This window comes from Streptomyces sp. NPDC060028, from assembly GCF_042736725.1.
Lineage (GTDB): Bacteria > Actinomycetota > Actinomycetes > Streptomycetales > Streptomycetaceae > Streptomyces.
The window spans coordinates 188,455-210,029 of the sequence record NZ_JBHWVJ010000002.1; the positions used below are offsets into that span (position 1 = coordinate 188,455).

The 21,575-nt window shown below is 71.6% G+C and carries 17 protein-coding genes and 1 tRNA gene; 7 read left to right on the top strand and 11 right to left on the bottom strand.

Features of this window, described 5'->3' with window-relative positions:
• Positions 1 to 295: 295 nt before the first annotated feature.
• Positions 296 to 2,809, bottom strand: a complete 2,514-nt coding sequence (locus ACFWBF_RS01980) for a tetratricopeptide repeat protein (protein WP_385593646.1) — start codon at positions 2,807 to 2,809, stop codon at positions 296 to 298.
• 182 nt (positions 2,810 to 2,991) lie between these two features.
• Here ACFWBF_RS01980 and ACFWBF_RS01985 point away from each other — a divergent pair, with 182 nt between their 5' ends.
• Positions 2,992 to 4,473, top strand: a complete 1,482-nt coding sequence (locus ACFWBF_RS01985) for an HNH endonuclease (protein ID WP_385593649.1) — start codon at positions 2,992 to 2,994, stop codon at positions 4,471 to 4,473.
• Between the two features lie 330 nt (positions 4,474 to 4,803).
• On the top strand, positions 4,804 to 6,204 hold the full coding sequence (gene xerC, locus ACFWBF_RS01990) for a tyrosine recombinase XerC (RefSeq protein WP_385593652.1): 1,401 nt from the start codon (positions 4,804 to 4,806) through the stop codon (positions 6,202 to 6,204).
• A gap of 28 nt (positions 6,205 to 6,232) precedes the next feature.
• On the opposite strand, the gene ACFWBF_RS01995 is transcribed toward xerC, so the two are convergent.
• Positions 6,233 to 6,309 (bottom strand) — tRNA-Pro (locus tag ACFWBF_RS01995).
• 108 nt (positions 6,310 to 6,417) lie between these two features.
• Here ACFWBF_RS01995 and ACFWBF_RS02000 point away from each other — a divergent pair.
• Positions 6,418 to 6,906, top strand: coding sequence for a DUF309 domain-containing protein (locus ACFWBF_RS02000; RefSeq protein ID WP_385593655.1), 489 nt, complete (start codon positions 6,418 to 6,420; stop codon positions 6,904 to 6,906).
• A gap of 96 nt (positions 6,907 to 7,002) precedes the next feature.
• Here ACFWBF_RS02000 and ACFWBF_RS02005 read toward each other — a convergent pair whose 3' ends face one another.
• From ACFWBF_RS02005 to ACFWBF_RS02020, 4 genes are read right to left on the bottom strand one after another with little or no spacing between them, the layout of a single operon-like run.
• Positions 7,003 to 7,398, bottom strand: a complete 396-nt coding sequence (locus ACFWBF_RS02005) for a VOC family protein (protein WP_385593658.1) — start codon at positions 7,396 to 7,398, stop codon at positions 7,003 to 7,005.
• A gap of 4 nt (positions 7,399 to 7,402) precedes the next feature.
• Positions 7,403 to 8,038 (bottom strand): lactate utilization protein C, encoded by a 636-nt coding sequence (locus tag ACFWBF_RS02010; protein WP_385593660.1) that lies wholly within the window; start codon positions 8,036 to 8,038, stop codon positions 7,403 to 7,405.
• Positions 8,035 to 9,546: a lactate utilization protein B gene (locus tag ACFWBF_RS02015; RefSeq protein ID WP_385593662.1), complete on the bottom strand. Its 1,512-nt coding sequence runs from the start codon at positions 9,544 to 9,546 to the stop codon at positions 8,035 to 8,037. Before ACFWBF_RS02015 ends, ACFWBF_RS02010 begins: the two co-directional genes overlap by 4 nt.
• Complete coding sequence (locus tag ACFWBF_RS02020; protein WP_385593665.1) at positions 9,543 to 10,307, bottom strand: (Fe-S)-binding protein; 765 nt, start codon at positions 10,305 to 10,307, stop codon at positions 9,543 to 9,545. The genes ACFWBF_RS02015 and ACFWBF_RS02020 overlap by 4 nt, the downstream gene beginning before the upstream one ends.
• 18 nt (positions 10,308 to 10,325) lie before the next feature.
• Between ACFWBF_RS02020 and cobF the strand changes: the two genes are divergently transcribed.
• Positions 10,326 to 11,078: a precorrin-6A synthase (deacetylating) gene (cobF, locus tag ACFWBF_RS02025; RefSeq protein ID WP_385593668.1), complete on the top strand. Its 753-nt coding sequence runs from the start codon at positions 10,326 to 10,328 to the stop codon at positions 11,076 to 11,078.
• On the opposite strand, the gene ACFWBF_RS02030 is transcribed toward cobF, so the two are convergent.
• Entirely contained in the window at positions 11,065 to 12,231 is a 1,167-nt protein-coding gene (locus ACFWBF_RS02030; protein ID WP_385593671.1) for an aminotransferase class V-fold PLP-dependent enzyme, read from the bottom strand. The genes cobF and ACFWBF_RS02030 overlap by 14 nt on opposite strands.
• A gap of 37 nt (positions 12,232 to 12,268) precedes the next feature.
• Positions 12,269 to 13,159 carry a LysR family transcriptional regulator gene (locus ACFWBF_RS02035; protein WP_385593673.1) on the bottom strand — a complete coding sequence of 297 codons (891 nt, stop codon included), beginning with the start codon at positions 13,157 to 13,159 and terminating at the stop codon, positions 12,269 to 12,271.
• A 115-nt stretch (positions 13,160 to 13,274) separates the two neighbouring features.
• Between ACFWBF_RS02035 and ACFWBF_RS02040 the strand changes: the two genes are divergently transcribed.
• Positions 13,275 to 13,664 (top strand): YybH family protein, encoded by a 390-nt coding sequence (locus tag ACFWBF_RS02040; protein WP_385593676.1) that lies wholly within the window; start codon positions 13,275 to 13,277, stop codon positions 13,662 to 13,664.
• A gap of 89 nt (positions 13,665 to 13,753) precedes the next feature.
• Here the strand turns inward: ACFWBF_RS02040 and ACFWBF_RS02045 are convergent, their stop codons facing one another.
• Complete coding sequence (locus ACFWBF_RS02045; protein WP_385593679.1) at positions 13,754 to 15,430, bottom strand: glycoside hydrolase family 71 protein; 1,677 nt, start codon at positions 15,428 to 15,430, stop codon at positions 13,754 to 13,756.
• A gap of 235 nt (positions 15,431 to 15,665) precedes the next feature.
• The gene (locus tag ACFWBF_RS02050) at positions 15,666 to 17,084 is read right to left on the bottom strand and encodes a family 2B encapsulin nanocompartment shell protein (protein WP_385593682.1); all 1,419 of its coding nucleotides are present in this window, start codon (positions 17,082 to 17,084) and stop codon (positions 15,666 to 15,668) included.
• A gap of 280 nt (positions 17,085 to 17,364) precedes the next feature.
• Between ACFWBF_RS02050 and ACFWBF_RS02055 the strand changes: the two genes are divergently transcribed.
• Complete coding sequence (locus tag ACFWBF_RS02055) at positions 17,365 to 18,543, top strand: family 2 encapsulin nanocompartment cargo protein terpene cyclase (protein ID WP_385593685.1); 1,179 nt, start codon at positions 17,365 to 17,367, stop codon at positions 18,541 to 18,543.
• A 20-nt stretch (positions 18,544 to 18,563) separates the two neighbouring features.
• Here ACFWBF_RS02055 and ACFWBF_RS02060 read toward each other — a convergent pair whose 3' ends face one another.
• A complete protein-coding gene (locus tag ACFWBF_RS02060; RefSeq protein ID WP_385593687.1) occupies positions 18,564 to 19,865 on the bottom strand; it encodes a hypothetical protein in 1,302 nt (433 codons plus the stop codon).
• Between the two features lie 281 nt (positions 19,866 to 20,146).
• On the opposite strand from ACFWBF_RS02060, the gene ACFWBF_RS02065 reads away from it, so the two are divergent.
• Positions 20,147 to 21,568, top strand: coding sequence for a family 2B encapsulin nanocompartment shell protein (locus tag ACFWBF_RS02065; RefSeq protein WP_385593690.1), 1,422 nt, complete (start codon positions 20,147 to 20,149; stop codon positions 21,566 to 21,568).
• Positions 21,569 to 21,575 lie beyond the last annotated feature (7 nt).

The following is a 21,575-nucleotide window of genomic DNA, read 5'->3' on the forward strand; positions in this document are numbered from 1 at the left end:
GCCACTACGTCGCGTAACCCGTCGTGTCGCTCGGATCATCGCCCCTGGTCAGCGGAAATTGCCCATCAGAAGCAGCCTCGGCTGGGGGGAATCTGGGGGGAATGAAGCCCCGTTCGGGGGCAGCTGGGGAGAATCGGCTGCACAAGCGGGTAGCACGGCGAAAGGGCCGGAAAGACGGATCGCCGCAGGTCAGTGCCTCTCTCTGGTCGTTTTCCGCAGGTCAGCGGTGTGAGGGTGACGACTTCGGCGCAGCGCGGGATACCGCCCGGCTGCCTCCGCCGCCAAGGAGATCTTCTCATTCTCCGGAGGACGAAGCTTGGGCGACGTTCAGCACCGAAATCAGCAGGGCTGCGTCTTTGTCGCCAGCGTCTGCCGCACTGCGTAGGACCTTCCGGAGATAGGGCTGTTCGGCGGGGTCGGTCAGCACCTTCGCGAGTGCGATCGCCGCATTGGGGTCACCTGCTTCAGCGGCCGCCTTCCACTGCGCGGTGGCTTCCTCCTGGCGGTCGGTCTGGCATAGCACGTCGCCGAGCTGGAAGAGGGCTTCCTTGTGTCCTTCCGCTGCCGCCCGGCGGAAGAAGTCCTCGGCCTCGGTGAGGCGGTTCTGTCTCTTGAGAAGGAGGGCCAAGTTGTACAGGGCGCTGGTGATTCCGGCCTCGGCGGCTTCCCGGTAGAGCGGCTCGGCAAGGTCCGGACGATCGTCGTCCCGATGGAGGTTCGCCAGGTTGAAGCAGGCACGGGCATCACCAGTGTCGATCGCGCGCCGGTACCAGTGCGTTGCCTGCAGCAGATTTCCCTTCGCCTTAGCCGCGTTGGCCAGGCAGAACATCGCGTCTCCATCACCCGTCTCCGCGGCCTGCCGTAGCAAGGGTTCCGCCTCGGTCCACCGGTCCTCCGCAAGGAGCAGCATCCCCCAGTTGACCAGTCCGCTTGCGTCCCCGGCGGCGTACGCGCGCGCATACGCGGTCTTGGCCTCGTCAGCTCGCCCGAGCTCGTCCAGGAGCACTCCAAGGTTGTACTCGGCGTCAGCGGCGCCGGCCAGGGCGGCGCTGCGCAGACAGGTCTCGGCGCAGGCGTACTCGCCCCTGTCCTTCAAGAGCAGCCCGAGGTTGTTCCAAGCCTTCGCCTGCCCCCGTGCACCCGACTTCCGGTATGCCTCTTCGGCTTCTTCGTGGCGGCCTGTCTTGCACAGCAGGTTGCCGAGGTTCAGCAGGACCACTGCATCCTCAGGGTTCGCTTGGGTCCGGAACACGTGCTCGGCTTCTTCGTGCCGGCCCAGGTCGGCCAGTGTGACACCGAGGTTGTTCGCGGCCTCGTTGAGGCCGGCGTCGGCTAGTGATCGCCACAGGAACACGCCGATGGAAGGGGCATGAGTACTGGCATTGAGCGCCACCTTGAACATGTCGTCCAGATCGCCGGCCGCGCCAAGCGCCTGGAACCAGGTGAACGGGTGGACCGTGACGCCCTCCTCGTCGGCTGCTGCGGCCAGCTGGGGATGGGCCGTCCAGGCGTCCTCGCCCGCAGGCAGCAGCATGCTGCTGACGCCGAAGCGCACTTTGCCAGCCCAGGACAATGCGTCATCGGCCGGTTCGGGGCGCAGTACGGGACCGCCGCTGTCCGCGAGATAGGGCAGGTGGGCTTCGAGGAGCAGCGAGGTGGGCAACGGGCCTGCGAGGCCGACCCGGACGAGGTCGATACCGGCCCGGATCAGTGCCGCCCCCCGCGGCTGCCCGCCCGCCCGGTCGGCCAGCTTCAGTTCCTGCCACAGCCAGGGTCCAGCAGCCAGGCATTCGGCAACTCCGATGGCCGGGTCGACCCGCGCCGCCTGGACGACTCGTGAGTCCGGCGCCGCAGCTGCCCGCTGGCGCTCGGCCAGGCTCCAGCGCCGATCGAGCACAATGGTCTGCATCTGACGCAAGACGGGCGAGCCGTGCCAGTGTTCGTAGGCCGACGCGTCGAGCGTAGCCAAGACGATGGCCCTCGCGCGGCGCAATTCCCCGAGCCCGTGTGGCGTGAGGCAGCGGCCGTCCTCCAGGTAGCGGTGCAACTCGTCGAGCCACAAGACGCAGGGCCCAGCCGCAGCAACGATGCCTGGGACCAGCAATGGGACGTCGCCGGGCTGCATGGGGTGCACCAAGCGGTGGCCGGGCAGCTCCGCACATAAGGCTTCGTAGAGTGTGCGGGTCTTGCCCGCAACGGAATCACCCACGATCACGAGCGCTCCGCCTGACTCAGCCGCCGCTCGTATCCGATCTCGCACGACAGGATCGATGTCACGCGCTACATAGGGAGGAATGTCTCCGCTCTCGGGCACGGCGAGGCCAGCTTCGATCGGGCTGGTGTCCGCAACCCGAGGCCAGTTCAGCAGGGCAGCCAACGGCGCTTCTGGCTGGAACAGGGCGTCGATAGCCGGGTGTTGGTAGGAATGGGTGTTGAGCCAGTTCAGATCGTGGCAGTCCAATGGGAATGGGAAGCCGTCGCGGAGTCCATCGAACCAGTCCCACTCATTCGGGGTAAGACGGAGTGGTACGACGAGAGTCCAACGCGTGGGCTCGCCCTCAGCCGCTCGTGTCAGTGATCGCTCCACCTGACGGCGCTGGACCGGCTTCAGACGCCCCGTGAAGCTCTTCACCTGAAAGACATGGCGTCCGCCTCCCTGTAGTAGAAGGACGGCGTCCTCCCCTCGGTCACCGCCGGAACCATCAACATGCCTAAGGCCGGGATAGACCATGGCGAGGAGCATCGCCACGCCCTCTTCGAACGCCTGCCGTCCCCCGGCGAGCTCTTCCCAACGCGGCCGCACACCCATGGACCCAGTGTGCTGCGATCACGATGAGGCGCACTGCTGGATCGCAGGATTCACCGATGCAGTCCTTGCCCCTTGCGGGAGGATTCGTTGCACCGCCCCTCCTGGCCGCTGTCAGAGCCGTCGGGCAGACTCAACAGGGGGCGGCGACGCAGCAGGCGCGGAGCCGAGATGGGGGTGGGGCAATGACGGACGACGACACCTTCTATCGAGGGCCGCTCGGGGAAATGGCTCAGGCCGAGGCTGGCTCAGCGGGTGTGGATCCGGCGGACCTCTACTTGGCGGCAATCAGCTGGTGGTCTGCGGCCGTCGCGCCCGCGGTCTCGGTCAGTTCATGGCCGGACGCCCCGGTGACGGTCTGGACGTCTCTGGTGCGTTCTGACGTGTCCGAAAGCGACTTACTTCATCACCTCGTCCACCGCCTCCTCAACGGGCCCGGCCCGTTGGCAGTCCACCCCGACGTTACGGACCAGAAGCTGCTCAGCGCGGCCTCCCACGCCACCCGCCGAGCGGACAACGCCGGCGCAGGCACGCCCACCCTTCTCCTGACCGGTTCACCGTTCACATCAGGTCGCGGCGGCTCCAGAGTCAGCACGTCGCTGGAAGGGCACTTGCGACAGGCCTGGGACGGGCGACACACCCTGCCCACGCGGGGCATCGGACGCTACCGGGCAGCCAGGAGACCCGTTCCACCGCACGTCGGATCCCTGTGGGACTTGTCCGCAAGCGAATGGCGGGGCTTCCTTTCCACGGACGCCGCCACCTATTCGCGCGTCCTGCACTTCGCCCGGCGGCCAGCGCCTGCCCCACGCCCCAACCCGTCGTCGGGCAAATGGCGTGACGAACTGGCAACGGCGTACGGCTGGGCCTTCAACAACCGACCGATCCTGACCTACACCCCTCGCGCAAGGCGACAGTGGCACGTAATTCGCCAGGCCGAGTGCAGCTGGGATGCCTCCCTCCCCGAGCAGTACGCCGACTTCTTCATCCGGATCGGCGATCACGTCTCCCGAATCGCCGGAACGCTCGCGGCGACCGAACGCACCGCCATCCACAGCGCCCACATCGAGGCCGCCTGGTCACTCGCCCGCCGCGCCGTCCTGGACACCGCGCACCTCGCCGCCATGGACCGCAGCACGGTGGAGCCGGTCGTCAAGCACCTGGACGACGGGCTCTTCGGCATGGAAGCACTTGAGGGAGAAGCCCCGGCAATTCGCTCGAACACACCGGAATCCGAACCATGGCGGCCGTCCGGCAGAGGCATGCACAGGAATCGGCCGCAGCCCGGCAGCAGTGCCGTGCGCAAACTCAAGCAGTGGTACCAGGACCGCTGCCAGATGTGCGCCCAAGTCCTGGCCCTGCCCTCACCGCGCCATCGCTATAGCGAAGCGGCCCACATCCGGGCCAGAGAGGACAACGGACCCGACATCGTCGAGAACCTATTGTGCCTCTGCCCGACCTGCCACGTCCTCTTCGACGCGGGAGCACGGGTCCTGACCGACGACCTCACGATCATCGACACCGTGACGGGCCAGTCCGGGAAAAGGATCGAACTCCACCGGTGGCACTTCATCGACTCCCGGTTCGTTCGCCACCACCGTCAGCGCTGGGCTGGCAACGACCTGGCGCCGCTCGCAAGCGAGCCGTCGGCGCCACTCAAGCTCTGAGGCCCTCCACCGACGGCCATCGCTTCGCAACCTGGCCACGGAAAGACAGTGCGCCCTCTCTCTCGCCCCCACGACCAAGATCCGGGCCAGTTGCGGGCCAGCACCGGCCCACCGAAGGCAGATACCTTCATTTTGCCTGATCAGGAGCGGTGTGGCACGTGTACTACCAGCAGACGAAGAACTCCTGGTGATCTCCGAAAAAGCCCGTCCCCTTGGCGCGAAGACAAGGGAAAAGCGCAGGTCAAGGGGGCGCATGGGTCGTGGTGGTCGCGGGTGGTCGCACGAGAATGGAGGTGTCGACCTTTCCTCCGCCTTCTGGAGGCGATCCCTATGCGTACCACCGGCGAGCGCGGCCGCATCTACCGGAGGTGTGGCTGCCGCGACACATTGCGTCACCAATTCGGAGCACGCTGCCCGCACCTGTTCGCTGACGGTGATCATGGGACGTGGACCTTCGCGGTCGACGTCCCGGCACCGCGCCACCGCCGGACGACCGTCCGCCGTGGCGGATTCGGCAGCCACGAGGCGGCCGAGGGGGCGCTGCGGAGGTTCCTGGAGGGCGAGGCCGGCGGGTTCAACGCCGACCCGAACCAGAGCGTCGCCGCCTACCTGACCGCATGGCTGGCCGCGAAGGCGCTCGTGCTCAAGCCGACCACCATGGCGCGTTACCGGGACTACGTGCACAACGATCTCGCGCCCGCCTTCGGGACCCTGAAGCTGGACGAGCTGGGGCACCGTCACATCGCGGCGTTCGTCACCGGCGAGCTCACCGCAGGCCGCGGCAAGACCACCCTCTACCGCTGCCTGGCCACCCTCTCCAGCGCTCTCGGTGACGCGGTCCGCCAACATCGCCTCGCCCACAACCCCGCCAGTCCCCCGGCACTTCACCGGCCACCGTCGCCCGAGCGACGGATCTGGACCGCCGACGAGGCTGTCCGCTTCCTCCAGCACTGCCATCAGGTAGACCCGGAGATGGCTGACCTGTTCGAGTTCCTCATCGGCACCGGCATGCGCAAAGGAGAGGCCCTCGGTCTGCACTGGGACGACGTCCACCTGGCCGAGCGTGTCCTCTATGTACGTTGCACGCTCTCCGCGATCGACAACAACCACCTCGTCATCACCACGCCCAAGACCCGTACCAGTCGGAACTGGGTCGCCGTCTCACCCCGCGTCGCCACCGCACTCGAGCACCGGGCCCGGTCAAGGGCCCGCCGCCACAGCGACGCCAGCGATCCATTCACCGGGCTCGTCTTTTGCAGACCTGACGGCCGACGCCTGCGACCACACACCGTCCTCGACCGGCTCCGGCAACTCTCCAAAGAGGCTGGCGTACCGCGGGTGACGGTTCACGACCTGCGGCACCTGGCCGCCACGATCACCATCACCGCCGGCGTCCCCCTTACCGTCGTCTCCAAGACCCTGCGGCACTCCACCCTGTCGACCACCGCCAACATCTACAGCCACCTCACCCAACAAGCCGCCCGCGAAGCCGTCGACACCATCGACCACACCCTCACCCGGGTTCAGAAACGAAACGACCGACGGACCTGGCTGGATCGGCTGCGACCACCACGCGACCACATCCAGCACCTCCGCGAAGCCCTCAACCGGCTCCGCTCCCCCGCCCCGCCCGCGTTCAGCGCCATGGCGAACCAGCCCCGAAGCGGGCGTGCGACCACACTGCGACCACCAGCATTCCGGGCATGGAAAAGGCCGTCCTCTCATGTGTGAGAGAACGGCCTCCGACCTGCGTAAAGCATGGTCGGGACGACAGGATTTGAACCTGCGACCCCTTGACCCCCAGTCAAGTGCGCTACCAAGCTGCGCCACGTCCCGATGTGCTTCTGATCTGGGGTTTCCCCCGTCCCGGCGGCACATGCAGAACATTACCCCACGCAGAGGGGTGTGCATGCACCGGTAATCGGGGCGGGGCAGGATGAGGGGGTGAACGCACGGGATCGGGACGGTGAGGGGCGGGCGCGCAGTGCGCGGCCCAGGGACGGGCTGGGGCGGCCGCTGCCGTACGGGGCGCCCGGGGTGGAGCGGCAGCCCGAGGGGGTGGTGCGGTCGCCCGGCGAGACCGTGGCGCAGGCGCAGCGGCTGCTGGACGCCGGGATGCCGTTCCACGCGCACGAGGTGTTCGAGGACGCCTGGAAGTCCGGGCCCGGGGAGGCGGCCCCGTTGTGGCGCGGCCTCGCGCAGCTCGCGGTCGGGCTGACGCACGCCGCGCGCGGGAACGCGGTCGGCGGAGCGCGGCTGTTGCGGCGCGGGGCCGGTGCGCTGGCCGGGGCGGACACGGTGGCCGCGGGCCTCGCGTCGGCGTACGGGATCGACGTACCGGGGCTGATCCGCTGGGCCGGAGAGCTGGCCCGGCGTGTGGACGAGGGCGCGGCCGTCGAGGCGGCGGCCGAGGCCCCCAGGCTGGCGCTCTAGCGCGGGGGCCGGAGAGGTGTGCCGGGGCGCGGCTCCCCCGGCTCCCCCCGGCCCCCCGGGAGGTGCCCCCGGGTGCGTCATCGCAAGGCGGACGCGCTAGGAGGCGGCGGGCTGGAGGAGGTCCCAGCGGTTGCCGTACAGGTCCTCGAAGACCGCGACCGAGCCGTACGTCTCGTGGCGCGGCTCCTCCAGGAAGTGGACGCCCTCGGCGGTCATGCGGGCGTGGTCGGCCGCGAAGTCGGCGGTGTAGAGGAAGAAGCCGACCCGGCCGCCGGTCTGGTCGCCGACCCGGGAGCGCTGGGCGTCGTCCTTGGCGCGGGCCAGCAGCAGCGCGGTCTCCTTCGCGCCCGGCGGGCGGACGACGACCCAGCGGGAGCCGTCCGGGCGGGCGGTGTCCTCGGCGAGGTCGAAGCCGAGGGCGCGGGTGTAGAAGTCGATGGCCTCGTCGTAGTCGTTGACGACCAGGGCGGTGAGGGCGATGTGGGAGGGCATGACCCTATTGTGCGTCGAGGAGTACGACCTCCAGGGTGCGGGGGCCGTGGACGCCCTCCACCCGGTCGAGTTCGATGTCGCTGGTGGCGGAGGGGCCGGAGATCCAGGTCAGCGGGCGCGTCGCGTCGAGCAGCGGCAGGGCCTGCGGTACGGAGTCCACCACCTGGTCCGGGACGCGGACCACGCAGATGTGGTGGTCGGGGACGAGGGTGATGCGGCGGCGGCCCTGCGCCGGGCCGCCGTCGAGGACGATCGTGCCGGTCTCGGCGATGGCCAGGGCGCAGCCGGTCACCACACTGTCCACGGCGTCCAGTTCGTACGGGGTGGCGCCCGCGCGGTCGTGGACCCGGACCGGGTCGGCCGCGCTCAGCCAGTGCGGGGGCAGGCCGGGCGGGACGAGCACCGTCCGCGCGCCCCGCTCGGCCAGGAGCCGTGCGAGCAGGAGCGCGAGGCCGTCCTCGCGGGTGCGGTGGACCTTCGCCCGGTATTCGGCCAGGTTCGCGGCGAGGAGGCCGGCGGTCTCGGCCGGGGTGCGCAGGCCGTGGACCCGGAGGTAGTCCCGGGGGATCTCCGGGTCGGGGCCGGTCGGCTCCGCCACCGCCCGGCGGATGCGGCCCAGGATGCGGTCCCTGCTGCTCATCGGCCCGTGCCCCGCTCTCGCGCCCACCAGTCGCGGAAGGATTCCGCCGGGATGTCCGGCAGCTCGCGGCTGTCGGTCCACGCCCGCCCCGGCCCGGGCAGCCGACGCGGGCGAAACCGCCGGGCCCGGGTCAGCAGCCGCTCTCCCGCACGCAGCGCGCCCGGGTGGTCCAGCAGGAGGCGCGCCGCGCGCATGGCGTAGCGCTCGGCGGCGTGCCCGCGCGCGGGGCGGATGCGGACCCGGACGCCTTCGCGGGTCACCGGGCCGCCCTGGGCCACCCGTTCGCGCAGGTGCACGAGTACCTCGGGGATGTCGATGGCGACCGGGCAGACCTCGTAGCAGGCCCCGCACAGGGTGGAGGCGTAGGGCAGCGAGGCGTCGATCCCGCTTGCGGTGCCGCGCAGTTGGGGGCTGAGGATGGCGCCGATGGGGCCGGGGTAGACGGAGCCGTAGGCGTGGCCGCCGGCGCGTTCGTAGACGGGGCAGACGTTCAGGCAGGCGGAGCAGCGGATGCAGCGCAGGGCCTGGCGACCGACCTCGTCGGCGAGGGTGTCGGTGCGGCCGTTGTCGAGGAGGACGAGGTGGAAGGCGGTGGGGCCGTCGCCGTCGGTGGTGCCCGTCCACATGGTCGTGTACGGGTTCATCCGCTCGGCCGTGGAGGAGCGTGGCAGGGTCTGGAGGAAGATCTCCAGGTCGCGGAAGGTCGGCACCACCTTCTCGATGCCCACCACCGAGATGAGCGTCTCGGGCAGGGTCAGGCACATCCGCCCGTTGCCCTCGGACTCGAAGACGACCAGGGTGCCGGTCTCGGCGACCATGAAGTTGGCGCCGGACACGGCGACTTTGGCGCGCAGGAACTTCTCGCGCAGGTGGAGGCGGGCCGCCTCGGCCAGTTCGCGCGGGTCGTCGCCCAGCTCCTGCGGCGCCGGCCGCCCCCAACCGCCCATCTCCGCGCGGAAGATGTCGCGGATCTCGCCGCGGTTGCGGTGGATGGCCGGGACCAGGATGTGGGAGGGCCGGTCGTGGCCCAACTGCACGATCAGCTCGGCGAGATCGGTCTCGTATGCGGCGATCCCGGCGGCTTCGAGAGCTTCGTTGAGCCCGATCTCCTGGGTGGCCATGGACTTGACCTTGACCACCTCCCGCTCACCGGTGGCCAGGACCAGCCCGGTCACGATGCGGTTGGCCTCGTCGGCGTCGACGGCCCAGTGGACCGTGCCGCCCGCCGCGGTGACGGCCTCCTCCAACTGCACGAGGTACCGGTCGAGATGACGGAGCGTATGGTCCTTGACCGCCTTCCCGGCGGCGCGCAGCCGGTCCCAGTCCGCCAGCTCCGCGACGGCGCGGGCCCGCTTGTCCCGGATGGTGTGCGTGGCGCGGCGGAGGTTGGCGCGCAGTACCTCGTCCCGTACGGCCTCCCGCGCCGCCGCGGGGAAGGCCGGCATGCCCAGGTGGGTCCCCGTGGTCCCCGTGCTTCCCGTACTTCCCGTACTTCCCGTGTCCGTCATCGCAGCGGTTCCTCCTCGGTCGCCGCCAGGATCTCGGCGAGGTGCAGCGCCCGCAGCGGGGCTCCCGTCGATCCCGTCCGGCGCAGGATGCCGTCCAGGTGGGCGAGGCAGGAGTTGTCGGCCCCGCACAGCACGGAGGCGCCGGTGCCCGCCGCGTTGTCGATCTTGTCGGTGCCCATCGCGGCCGACACGTCCGGGTTCTTGACGGCGAAGGTCCCGCCGAAGCCGCAGCATTCCTCGGCCCCGGGCAGTTCGACCAGCTCCAGACCGCCCACCGCGGCCAGCAGCCGCCGCGGCCGGTCCCCGAGCCCGAGGCCGCGCAGGCCGTGGCAGGAGGGGTGGTAGGTGACGCGGTGCGGGAAGTACGCGCCGACGTCGATCACCCCGAGCACGTCGACCAGGAACTCGGTCAGCTCGTACACCCGCGGGGCGAGGTCCTCGGCCAGGGCGGTCAGTGCGCCGCCCTGCCCCTCGGCCTGCGCCCTGCGCCCCATGCGCGGGTAGTGCTCGCGGATCATCGCCGCGCAGGAGCCCGACGGGGTGACCACGTACGCGTACCCGGCGAAGGCCCCGGCGGTGCGCCGCAGCAGGGGCTGCGCCTCGTGCCGGTAGCCCGTGTTGTACTGCGGCTGCCCGCAGCAGCCCTGGGCCGCCGGGAAGTCCACCTCCACCCCGAGGCGCTCCAGCAGACGTACGACGGCGACGCCGGTCCGCGGGTACAGCGCGTCGTTGACGCAGGTGACGAACAGGGCGACGCGCATGACGGGCACAATAGCGCCGTGAAGAAGTTCTCAGTGATCGGCATAGGCGCGGGCGACCCGGACCACCTGACCCTCCAGGCGGTCAAGGCGATCGGCGCGGCGGACGCATTCCTCATTTTGGAGAAGGGTGAGGAGAAGGCGGATCTGACCGGGCTGCGGCGCGCGATGCTCGACGCGCACGCCCGTCCCGGCCACCGGCTGGTGGAGGGCCGCGACCCGGACCGGGACCGGACCCCGGACGACTACACCCCGACCGTGGACGGCTGGCGCAGCGCGCGGGCCGAGATCTTCGAGCGGTTCATCGCCGAGGACCTGGCCGAGGGCGAGACCGGGGCGTTCCTGGTCTGGGGCGACCCGTCCCTCTACGACTCCACGCTCGCGATCCTCGACGAGGTGCTGGAGCACGGCCGCGTCGCCTTCGAGCACGAGGTGGTGCCGGGCATCAGCAGCATTTCCTCGCTGCTGGCCCGGCACCGCACGAACCTGAACCGGGTCGGGCGCCCGGTCCAGATCACCACCGGCCGGCGGCTCGCGGCGGGCTGGCCGCAGGACGTGGACGACGTGGTGGTGATGCTGGACGCGCGGCACGCCTTCACCGCCCACCTCGACCAGGACCTCTACATCTACTGGGGGGCCTACGTCGGCACCCCGGACGAGATCCTGGTCTCGGGGAAGCTGGCGGAGGTCGCCGGCCGCATCGAGGAACTGCGCACCGAGGCCCGCGCCCGCAAGGGCTGGATCATGGACACGTACCTGCTCAGGCGCGGCTGACGTACTCCCCGAAGGCCGCGGCGAGGCGCTCGTACTCCTCGGCGCGGTTGTAGACCTGCGCGCAGATCCGGATCCCGCCGCCGCCCGGCCACGGCCAGATCAGCACCCGGATCCGCAGCCGCGCCGCGAGCTCCTCGCGCAGGGCGCGGGCGGTCGCGTGGGTCTCGGCGACGCCGGGCGGCAGCCGCAGGCTGCGCATGGCGAGCCCGTCGGTGTACGGGAGCGGGGTCAGCCCGGGGATCTCGGCGAGCAGGTCCGCGCCGTGGGCGGCCAGCGCGCTGTTGTGGGCCCGGACCTCGGCGGCGCCGAGCCGGTCGAGCAGGTCCAGGCCCTCGGGGGCGGCGAGCCAGCCGGTGTAGTCGGTGGTGGCGCGGTTCTCGACGGACCGCGGGAAGCCGTGCTCGTCCTCCCAGGAGGGTACGAGCGGCCGGATGCGGCCGCGCTGCTCCGGGGCGACGGCGAGGAGGGCGCTGCCGGGCGGGGCGTAGCCCCATTTGTGGAGGTTTCCGAACCAGAAGTCGGCGCCGCCGGCGAGCGGGTCGGCGAGCATGCCGGGGGCGTGGGCGCCGTCGACGACGGTGGTGATGCCCCGGTCGGCGAGGTCGGCGAGGAGCCGCGGGGAGGCGATGACCCGGGCGGTGGGCGAGCTGATGTGGTCGAGCACGGCGACCCGGGTCCTCGGGGTGAGTCCGGCCAGCACGGTTTCCCGTACGGCGTCCTCGTCGGGCAGGAGCGGGTCCAGGGCGACGGTGGTGACGGGCGCGCGGCGGGCGGCGGCCGCGACGACGGTGCCGTAGCCGTGGTCGGTGACCAGGATCTCGTCGCCGTCGGCGAGGGGGATGGCGTCGAGGGCGAGGTTGGCGCCTTCGGTGGCGTTGGCGATGAACGCGAGCCCGTCCGGGTCGGCGCCCAGCCGTGCGGCGATCCGCCCCCGGGCCTGCGCGAGCCGCTCCGGGACTCCGATGAAGAAGCTGTCGGGGTCGGCGTGCGCCTGCGCGCACAGCTCGGCCTGTATCTCCTGCACGGGCAGCGGTACGGCGCCGAAGGAGCCGTGGTTGAGGTGGGCGATGTCGGGATCGAGTCGGAACAGGGCCCGCCCGCCGGGGAATTCGGCCGGGTACCGGGCAGCAGCAGTGCGTAGGGACTCGCTCAAGTGGACCTCCGGGGATGCGGCGCGGTTGTCGCTGCGATCATCCCCTGTCGCCCGGCGCAAAGGCACGCCGGCAGTGCGCGAGCAGTTCCCGGACGGCGGGACCGCGGGTGTCCGCCCAGACCAGGGAGAGCAGGGCGGGGATCTCGACGTCGTCGAGGGTACGGGCGACGAGCCGGTCCGCGTAGTGCGCCGCCATCGAGGCGCTGAGCACGGCGACCCCGAGCCCGCGCGCGGCCAGGTCGGCGATGGCGTCGGCGGCGCTGGCCTCCAGGGCGATGGCGGGCTGGATGCCCTGCGCGGCGCAGGCCTGGTCGAAGACGGTACGCAGGCCCGTGCCCGGCGGCATGGACACGACGGGGTGCTCGCTCAGGTCTCGGAGGCCGACCCGCTGCCGCCGGGCCAGGGCATGCCCGGGCGGCACGGCCGCGACCAGGCGTTCGCTGATGATGGTCAGCGCCTCCAGCCCCTCGGGGGTGGTGGCCGCGCTGCCGATCAGGGCCAGGTCGACGGCGCCGGCCCGTACCGCGTGGACGAGCCGGTCGGAATTGTCCTCCAGCAGTGAGATCTCCACGCCGGGGTGCGCCCCGTGGAAGGCGGCGAGGGCGTCGAAGAGCGGGGTGACGGTGCAGCCGATGACCATCCCGACCGTGAGGCGGCCGCGGATCAGGTCGGTCACCTCCCCCACCGCCTGCCCGACGGCCCCGGCGGCGGCGAGCGCGGCCCGGGCGTGTTCCAGGGCGGCCTTCCCGGCCGTGGTGAGGGTGGCGGCGCGCCCCGAGCGGTCGAACAGCTCGGCGCCGAGCTCCCGTTCGAGCCGGCGGATCTGGGCGCTTACCCCGGACTGGCTGATGTGCACGCGCTCGGCGGCGCGGGTGAAGTTCCGCTCCTCGGCGACCGCGACGAAGTATTCGAGCTGCCTCAGATCCATGACTACAGATTCTAGCTGTGATCAGAACCAGCTGTTGGACTTCTGATCGTCTGGCCGCGAGGCTTGGAGCACGGAAGAAGCCGGAGACGCCGGCGGGAAGCACCGGGAGGAATCCATGTCGCAGTACGCGACGTACGAGAAGGCCATGCACCCCGAGGACATCACCCGCCTGTTCGTCGAGCGGTCCAACGCGGGCGACGCGGCCGGGGTCGCCGCCCTGTACGAGGAGGACGCGGTGATGGCCTACCCGCCGGGCGAGCTGACGGTGGGCCGGGAAGCGATCCGGGCGCTGTGGGAGGGGGTGCTGTCCCACCGCCCGCGCTTCGAGCAGGAGACCCCGCTCCCGACCCTGCTCAGCGACGGCATCGCCCTCACCTCCACCCCGCCGAACGACGGCGCGGGCGCCCGCGCCCAGGTCGTCCGGCGCCAGGCCGACGGCAGCTGGCTGCGCCTGCTGGACCAGCCGGAGTTCGCGACCGTCGCCGCTTCCGACCCGTCCGCCTAGGCGGACGGGGACCGCGGGCCGCGGGCCGCGGGCCGCCTCCGCAGGCGCCGGGTCCGCCGGCACACGGTCCGCGGCGGGCCCGGTCCGGCCTACTCCCGGCCGCTGGTGGCCGCGTGGTACTGGAGGTCCTGGACGTCCACCGTGCGGTCCACCGGGTACGGCAGCCGCACGCCCGCCCCCGGCTTCCCGTCGCGCAGTACGGCCGCCGAGCTGGTGCCCGTGCCCAGCGGGAGCAGCTCGCAGTGGAGGCCGGCCGGGGCCTGGTACGTGCCCTTGGCCGATCCGACGGCGGTGCGGACGCTCGCGGACCCGGTGAGGAAGCTGAGCACCTCCACCGTGTCCCGGGCCCGGGCGCTGCCCTTGCGCAGCGTCATCACCAGGGACTGGGACCCGGTCGGGTCGGCGGCGGCGAACTGGGTGCGGGCGGTGAGGTAGAGGGTGTCGCGGACGATCTTCGGCCAGGCGCCCGTCTTGAACCTGGTCAGGTAGTACGAGGTCAGGTCCAGGTAGGCGTAGCCGTTGTGCAGGGAGGGCGCGAACTGGCTGCCCTCGGAGTAGTCGTTCCAGGTGGTCAGCTGCACCCAGTCGGCGCCGTCGTCGATGGCGCGCGTCCATGTGGTGCGCAGGGTGGCGGTGTTGCCCGCCTCGTCGTAGATGCCCTGGTTGGGCCGGGCGTCCTGGACCGACACGGGCTGCATCCAGATCTTGCCCATGCCGTGGGACCGCTGCACGTCGGCCTTGGCGCCCTCCTGGCCGACGTAACTGCGGCTTCCCCACTCGGAGAACCCGTAACTGATCGGGGCGAAGGCCGCGTTGTTGGCGTCGAACTGCAGGAAGAGCGGGACGAGCGCGGTGCGTATGCCGTGCCGGGACTGCAGGATGTCCATGACCTGGCTCCACCAGGCCGGGTTCTTCTCCTCGGCCTTGAAGGGGGAGACGACGAGCCGGCCGTCGGCGAGCCGGTGCGCGGCCGGGGCCTTGCCGAGCTCCGCGACGGCGTCGGCGAGCACCCCCGGGTCGTCGGTCTTCAGCGAGGTCATGTCCGGCATCAGCATGACCTTGAAGGCCGGGTCCACCGAACGGGCCGCCTCCATCAGGAGGTGGGAGCGGTCACGGTTCTGCCCGGAGAGGGAGAGCATGTCGAGGGTGAACCCGTCGATGCCCGCGGCGCGGGCGGTGCGCACCTCCTGCTGGAGGTTGGCCAGCTCCCAGCCGCCGCTCTTGGGCGGTACGGGCAGCGGCCGGTCGCGCAGCAGGCCGCCGTAACGCTGGTGCTTCCCGCTCTCTCCCCGGGGGTCGAGGTAGTTGCGGGTGTAGTAGTCGCCGTCCGCGCTCGCGTTGTCGAGGGAGAGCGGGTACGGGGTGAAGTAGTGGGCGAACACCAGCTTCTTGCCGGCGCCGCCCGCGCGCAGGGCGGCCGGCTGGGGCATGTCGAAGGGCAGCGCACCGGTGGGGCGCTCGGCGCCGGTGTCCGGCGCGCTCTCGGTCTCTGCCCCGCCGGTCTCCTTGCCGCCCTCGCTCGCGGTCGGCGTGGGAGTCGCGGAGCCGTCGGGGGCCGGGCTGCCGCCGGGCCCGGCCGACCAGGGCTCGCCGATGCCGGGGCCGGAGCGGTCGTGCCGGTCGGCAGCCGTGAAGGGGTCCCAGGCGATTCCGGTGGCGGCGCAGACGCCGACGAGGAGGAAGGCGGTGATGAGGAGGGTCAGCAGCGGTCTGCGGCCCCGGAAGCGCGAGCGCCGCCGGTGCGATGGCCGGTCCGCTGCATGCATCGTGGTGTCCCCTCCCCGGAATATGCCCGCGTGTGCGGCTGCCCAGCAGTAGAGCGGATTACCGGCCCGCGGACAACTGTTCGCCGGTGGCAGGGCCGTGGCACGTACGTCACGGGGACCACCGGAACTACGCCGACCGCTTCTTGTCCTTCGGCTGCGCCCGCTCCACCTGCGCCGGTCGGGCCGCAGGCGCCGACAGTGCGTGGACGGGGCCCCGGGGCCGGGCCCCCGCGCGTCAGGAGCGCGCGGTGGCGATCTCGGCGTTCTCCAGGACCCCGATCGCGTCGGGCACGAGGATCGCCGTCGAGTAGTAGGCGCTGACCAGGTAGGACATGACCGACTTCTGGTCGATGCCCATGCACCGGACGTTCAGCCCCGGTTCGATCTGCTCCGGGATCGCGGCCGGGCGCAGTCCGACGACTCCTTCGTTCTCCTCCCCGGTGCGCAGGGCCAGGATGGAGCTGGTGTGGCCGCCGACGACCGGGATCTTGCCGCAGGGCAGTACGGGGACACCGCGCCAGGACGGCACCTTCCTGCCGTGGGTCTCCACGGTGTCGAGGGCGATGCCGCGCTTGTTGCACTCGCGGAAGAAGGCGGCGATGGCCTTGGGGTGGGCGAGGAAGAACCTGGTGCCGCGCCGCATGCTGAGCAGGTCGTCCATGTCGTCGGGGGTGGGCGGGCCGGACCAGGTGCTGATGCGCTGGCCGTAGTCGGCGTTGTGCAGCAGCCCGAACTCCCGGTTGTTGAGCAGCTCCGACTCCTCGCGCTCGCGCAGCGCTTCCACGGTCAGGCGCAGTTGCTGCTCGAACTGGTTCATCGGGTCGTTGTAGAGGTCCGCGACGCGGGTGTGGATCCGCAGCACGGTCTGGGCGAGGCTCAGCTCGTACTCGCGCGGCTTCAGCTCGTAGTCGACGAAGGTGGCGGGCAGGCGGGCCTCGCCGGCGTGGCCGGAGGAGAGCTCGATGTCGGCCTCCCCGCGCCGGTTGACGGGGCGGCGGCCGTTCTCGACGTACTGCTCCAGGTGGGCCCGCAGGCTCGCCGCGCGCCCCAGCACCTCCTGGAAGGAACTCCAGCGCAGGACCATGACGGTCCCGGCGGTGGCGGCCTTGACGGTGTAGTCCCAGCTCGGGTCGGCCTGGCCGAGAGCGTCGTCGCCGAGCTGGTCGCCGTCGGTGACGACGCCCAGGAGTTCGGGGCTGCCGTACTTGCCCTCCGCCCTCTTCTCGAAACGGCCGTGGGCGATGACGAACACCTCGCCGACGGGAGCGCCGGCCTCCACGAGGACATCGCCCGCGCGCAGGTCGCGTTTGACGAAGCGGGCGGCCAGTTCCTCCAGTACGCCGGTGTCGGCGAAGCCCTTGAGGGTGGGAAGCTCGGCGAGGGTGGGGGCGAGGACGCGCACGTCGTCGGCGCCGCTCTGGACGAAGGCGACCCTGCCCCGTCCGACGGCGTGGGTCAGCCGGCGGTTGACCCGGTAGGTGCCCGCGCCCAGGTGCACCCAGGGCAGCATCCGCAGCAGCCAGCGCGAGCTGATCCCCTGCATCTGGGGCACGGACTTGGTGGTCGTCGCGAGATTGCGGGCCGCGGCGGTGCTCAGGCTCAGCTGCCGGTCGTCGGCGGGATCCAGGAGTGGTGGCTGCGCCTCTGGGGTCATGCCGGGGTTCCTCCCTGCTCGGCGGTCGCGGAACGGTGCACGCTCACCGTCGGGCGAGGGGGTTGATCCGCGGTACCCGCCGGGGTCAGGGGGCTGTTGAAAATCCCGGGAGGTTGAAGTCCTGCACTCCAGTGCGAGCTACCGGGGGTGTGTGCGAGGCGAACAGCCGTACAGGCTTTCAACACCGCCGGATCTTCAACAGGCCCGCCCCGCGGCGGGACTTACCGGCCCGGGGCGGCCCCCGCTCCATGGGTGGGTGCGCCGACCCGCAGGAGGATCCATGGACCACGCCCCCGATCCCGCCCCCGATCTCTCCCCTGATCCCGCCCCTGATCCCGCTCCCGACCGCGCCCCCGAGGATGTGCTCGGGCTGCTGCTCGGCGGCCCGGGCGGACTGGGCCGGGCACCGGCGTACGGACGCACCGCCGCCCGTACGGACGACGGGGCGCCCCCGGCCCCGGCCCCGGCCCCGGCCCCGGGGATCACCATCCCCCCGCTGTACTGCCCCGACGCCCTGCGGGACGATCCGGCCCTCGCGGAGGTGGTCGACGAGCGGCTGGTCCGGTGGGCCGCCGGGATCGGCATCTACCGGGGCCGGCTGGAGCGGCTGCGCGCGTGCCGGTTCGGCCGGCTGATGATGCTGGCGCATCCGGACTGCGACGACGCCGACCGGCTGCTGGCCGCCGCCAAGTGCGGGCTCGCCGAATGGGCCGTCGACGATCACTGGGTCGACGAGGGCGAGGACGCGGACCCGCGCCTGATCGGCGCGCGGGCCGCGCTCGCGCACGCCGTGGTGGACCCCGTGCGACTGCCGGCGCGCTACGGGCGGCAGTTCGAGGAGCGGGTGGCGGCCGAGCCGGTGGTGCGTGCCTTCCGCTCCTCCCTGGAGCACCTCGCCCGCTTCGCCTCCCCCACCCAGGTGACCCGGCTGCGGTACCAGCTGGCCGTGATGTTCGTCGGGTACGGCCACGAGGCGCAGTGGCGGGTGTCCGGCCGCCGGCCGCCGGTCTGGGAGTACCTGGTGCACCGGTACGAGAACGGCTTCTTCCCCTGCATGGTCCTGACCGATCCGGTCGGCGGTTACGAGGTGCCCGCGCGGGAGTTCGCGGACGCGCGGGTGCGGCGCACGTACATGTACGCGGGCGTGGCCACCTGCCTGCTCAACGACCTGTACTCGATGGCCCGCGAGGGACCTTGCGACACCAGCCTCCCCCGTCTGATCGCGGCCGAGGAGCACTGCTCGCTCCAGGAGGCGGTGAACCGTACGGCCGCGATCCACGACGAGATCATGCACACCGTGGAGGCGGAGTCGGCGGCCCTGGCCGTCCTCGGCTCACCCGAACTGGGCCGTTTCCTCAAGGGCGTGTGGAACTGGATGGGCGGCGCGAAGGAGTGGCACGCCACCAGCCCCCGTTACGCACCCGCAGCAGCATCGGCGTCGGCCCCCGCACCCGCCTAGTGCTGCGACCGGCCACAGCACTAGGCCAGGGCGCCCACCCGGACCAGCAGCGCCTGCGCGGTGCGGTTGCCGCGCACCGCGCGGAGGCGGCCGCGCAGCCGGCGCAGGGCCTCGTCCACCCGCGCGGACTCCAGCTGCGAGACCATGTCGAGCATCTCGTGCCAGGCGGCGCAGGCCCGCTCCAAGTGCCCCTGATGCAACAGCAGTTCAGCCAGCCGGGCCGCGGTGATGGCGCGGGCCCGGCGCTCCTCGGCCGGGCGGTGGCGCAGCGAGGCGGCGAGCGCGGATATCGCTCCCCCGATGTCCCCCAGCGCGGCCAGCGCCTCCGCCTGCTGGTGGTGCAGGGCCGCCCGGTGGTAGTCGCCGATCGGCGCGCGCTGTCCCGTCGCGCGTTCCAGCAGCCGCTGCGCGCCGGCCAGATGGGCCAGGGCCGCGCGCCGGTCGCCGCACGCCGCCTCCGCGACGGCCAGCTGTCCCGTGACGAACGCCGCCTGGATCCCGGGGAGCCGGGGAACCTCGCGGGCCGCCGCCTCTGCCAGTTCCCAGGCCTGCTTGTGGTGGCCGAGCTGGTGCGCCTGCACGCTCATGCCCCGCAGCACGGGCGCGTAGCACTGCGGGTCCCCCGCCTCCCGGCCCAGCCTCAGGGCCGCCCGGTAGTAGGCCTGGGCCACGCCGTGCTGGTTGCCGTCGAAGTACAGGAACCCGGCCGTGTAGGCCAGCCGCGAGGCGCTGCCGAGGAGCCGGTGGCGTACCGCGGGCGGCGCCGCCGCGCGCAGCCAGGGGGCGACGGTCGTGCTCAGGTACGCGGTCAGGGCGGGCCGGACCTGTCCGCTGCCGAACATCATGTCGGCGCCCCGCAGCACCGGCAGCAGGGCGTCGGCGGCCTGGACGTGGCGCGACCCGATCCGCTCCCCGGAGCGCGGCTCGCCCTGCCCGGGGGCCGCGTCGGGCTCCCCGGGAGGACGCCAGGCGCTGGAGTAGACGGGGACCTCGCCGAACAGCCCGGCCGCGTCGTGGGACCCGTCGTGGGACCCGTCGTCGGGGAGGTCCCGCGCCCGGGCCGCCCCGGAGCGGGAGAGTCCGGTGTCGGCGGGACTGACCCGGCGGCCGGTCCGCCGACTCAGGGCCTCGGCGGCGAGGGCGACGACGTGCGCCGGCGGGCGGGTGCCCGCGAGCCAGTGGGAGATGGAGGTCCGGTCGTAACGCAGGGTGAGACCTGCCTCGGCCGCGACGCCGTTGACGGCGCGGGCGAAGTCCTGCCCGCTCCAGCGGGCGTGGGAGAGGAGGGTGCGGAGCTTTCCGTTGGGTTCACGCTTGGCCATCAGAACCGCCCAGTTCGTACACGTGTCCAGTGCTTCAACACAGGTGGACATTCAACAGGGTGGGGTGGAAGCGGACGTACCGGCAGAGACGATCCTGCCCCTAACTAGGACCTGTGCGCACCGTGGCGCACGGTCACACCGCGCACCCCCTGGCGTGCGGGAGCACGGGAGATCCCGCCCGGGCAGCTGGATCGTTCCTGCCGATCACCCCGCACTCCGCGCGCCCCCGCCGCGACACCCCGCGCGACCGCTCAGGACGACCGACCGAGAGGAAGACCCGCATGCCCCTCGACCCGACCACCGAAGAGAACGCCACCGCAGATCCGGCCGCCGAGCAGAGCGCCACCCGCCGCAGCCTCAGTACCGAGGCCGCCCGGAACCTGGCCACCACCACGAAGTCCGCCCCGCAGATGCAGGGCATCAGCTCCCGCTGGCTGCTGAAGATCCTGCCCTGGGTCCAGACCGGCGGCGGCACGTACCGGGTGAACCGCACCGTCAGCTACACGCTCGGAGACGGCCGCATCAGCTTCGTCAAGACGGGGACCGAACTCCAGGTCATCCCGGCGATGTTGCGCGAGCTCGGCATGCTGCGGCACTTCCCCGACGACGCGGTGGTCAAGTCGATCGCCGACCGGTTCGTCAAGGAGGAGTTCCGCAAGGGCGACGTCATCGTCCGGCACGGCGAGCCCGTCGGCAAGATCTATCTGGTCGCCCACGGCCGCATCGAGCAGCTCGGCACCGGCGGCTACGGGGACGAGGCGAGCCTGGGCGTGCTCAGCGACGGGGACCACTTCGGCCACCACCCCGCTCCCGACGCGCGCTGGGAGTTCACCGCGCGGGCCCTGACCGACGTGGTGACGATGACGTACAACCGGGGTGACTGGGCCGCCGCGCTGGAGGCCTCCCCCGCCCTGCGGCGGCATTCCGAGGCCTATCTGGAGGCCGAGCGGCTCGGCCGCCGGGGCAGCGACGCGGTCCGCCTGTCCGCCGGTCACACCGGGGAGGTCAGCCTGCCCGGCACGTACGTCGACTACGACCTGAGCCCTCGCGAGTACGAACTCAGCGTCGCCCAGACGGTGCTGCGCGTGCACACCAGGGTCGCCGACCTCTACAACCAGCCGATGAACCAGTCGGAGCAGCAACTGCGCCTGACCATCGAGGCGTTGAAGGAGCGCCAGGAAAGCGAGCTGATCAACAACGCCGAGTTCGGGCTGCTGCACAACGCCGACTACGAACAGCGGATCTACGCCCGCACCGGCCCGCCCACCCCCGACGACATGGACGAACTCCTCAGCCGCCGGCGCGGATCGCAGTACTTCCTGGCCCACCCGCGCACGATCGCCGCCTTCGGGCGCGAGTGCAGCCGCCGGGGCCTGTACCCGGAGAGCGTCGACTTCCAGGGCCACCGGCTGCCCACCTGGCGCGGGGTCCCGTTGCTGCCCTGCAACAAGATCCCGGTGACGAGGGAGCGGACCAGCTCGGTCCTGGTCCTGCGGACCGGTGAGGACAACGACGGGGTCGTCGGCCTGCACCAGATCGGCTTGCCCGACGAGTACCAGCCGGGCCTGTCCGTCCGGTTCATGGGCATCGACGAACAGGCGATCATCTCCTACCTGGTCACCGCGTACTACTCGGCGGCGATCCTGGTCCCCGACGCGGTCGGGGTGCTGGAGAACGTAGAGATCTCCCGCTTCGAGGACTGAGGGCCAG